This window comes from Enterococcus gallinarum NBRC 100675, assembly GCF_001544275.1.
GTDB lineage: Bacteria > Bacillota > Bacilli > Lactobacillales > Enterococcaceae > Enterococcus_D > Enterococcus_D gallinarum.
In genome coordinates, this window is sequence record NZ_BCQE01000074.1 from 1 (window position 1) to 1830 (window position 1830).

1 rRNA gene is annotated in these 1830 nt (G+C 50.5%); it reads left to right on the forward strand.

Annotated elements, in window-relative coordinates:
* The first annotated feature begins 215 nt into the window (after window positions 1-215).
* Window positions 216-1775 (forward strand): 16S ribosomal RNA (locus EG2_RS18110).
* Window positions 1776-1830: the final 55 nt, after the last annotated feature.

Here is a 1830-nt window from a genome sequence, read left to right on the forward strand (position 1 = left end):
AAAAAAACTTTTAAAAAAGAGTTGACATTCACTTGTTGATCTGATATGATTTAAAAGTTGCTAACGCAGCGCAGTAGACCTTTGAAAACTGAACAAAGCAAGCAAACGAACCAATGTGTAGGGCGCTTCATTTATGAAGCAAAATACATGCAAGCAATAGCTAGCAAAGTTAATTTTATTTGAGCTTAACGATCCTATGGATCGTTCAAACAAATCATTATGAGAGTTTGATCCTGGCTCAGGACGAACGCTGGCGGCGTGCCTAATACATGCAAGTCGAACGCTTTTTCTTTCACCGGAGCTTGCTCCACCGAAAGAAAAAGAGTGGCGAACGGGTGAGTAACACGTGGGTAACCTGCCCATCAGAAGGGGATAACACTTGGAAACAGGTGCTAATACCGTATAACACTATTTTCCGCATGGAAGAAAGTTGAAAGGCGCTTTTGCGTCACTGATGGATGGACCCGCGGTGCATTAGCTAGTTGGTGAGGTAACGGCTCACCAAGGCCACGATGCATAGCCGACCTGAGAGGGTGATCGGCCACACTGGGACTGAGACACGGCCCAGACTCCTACGGGAGGCAGCAGTAGGGAATCTTCGGCAATGGACGAAAGTCTGACCGAGCAACGCCGCGTGAGTGAAGAAGGTTTTCGGATCGTAAAACTCTGTTGTTAGAGAAGAACAAGGATGAGAGTAAAACGTTCATCCCTTGACGGTATCTAACCAGAAAGCCACGGCTAACTACGTGCCAGCAGCCGCGGTAATACGTAGGTGGCAAGCGTTGTCCGGATTTATTGGGCGTAAAGCGAGCGCAGGCGGTTTCTTAAGTCTGATGTGAAAGCCCCCGGCTCAACCGGGGAGGGTCATTGGAAACTGGGAGACTTGAGTGCAGAAGAGGAGAGTGGAATTCCATGTGTAGCGGTGAAATGCGTAGATATATGGAGGAACACCAGTGGCGAAGGCGGCTCTCTGGTCTGTAACTGACGCTGAGGCTCGAAAGCGTGGGGAGCGAACAGGATTAGATACCCTGGTAGTCCACGCCGTAAACGATGAGTGCTAAGTGTTGGAGGGTTTCCGCCCTTCAGTGCTGCAGCAAACGCATTAAGCACTCCGCCTGGGGAGTACGACCGCAAGGTTGAAACTCAAAGGAATTGACGGGGGCCCGCACAAGCGGTGGAGCATGTGGTTTAATTCGAAGCAACGCGAAGAACCTTACCAGGTCTTGACATCCTTTGACCACTCTAGAGATAGAGCTTCCCCTTCGGGGGCAAAGTGACAGGTGGTGCATGGTTGTCGTCAGCTCGTGTCGTGAGATGTTGGGTTAAGTCCCGCAACGAGCGCAACCCTTATTGTTAGTTGCCATCATTTAGTTGGGCACTCTAGCGAGACTGCCGGTGACAAACCGGAGGAAGGTGGGGATGACGTCAAATCATCATGCCCCTTATGACCTGGGCTACACACGTGCTACAATGGGAAGTACAACGAGTTGCGAAGTCGCGAGGCTAAGCTAATCTCTTAAAGCTTCTCTCAGTTCGGATTGTAGGCTGCAACTCGCCTACATGAAGCCGGAATCGCTAGTAATCGCGGATCAGCACGCCGCGGTGAATACGTTCCCGGGCCTTGTACACACCGCCCGTCACACCACGAGAGTTTGTAACACCCGAAGTCGGTGAGGTAACCTTTTTGGAGCCAGCCGCCTAAGGTGGGATAGATGATTGGGGTGAAGTCGTAACAAGGTAGCCGTATCGGAAGGTGCGGCTGGATCACCTCCTTTCTAAGGAATAGTACGGAAGACTACACATCGTTTGCCTTTGTTCAGTTTTGAGAGG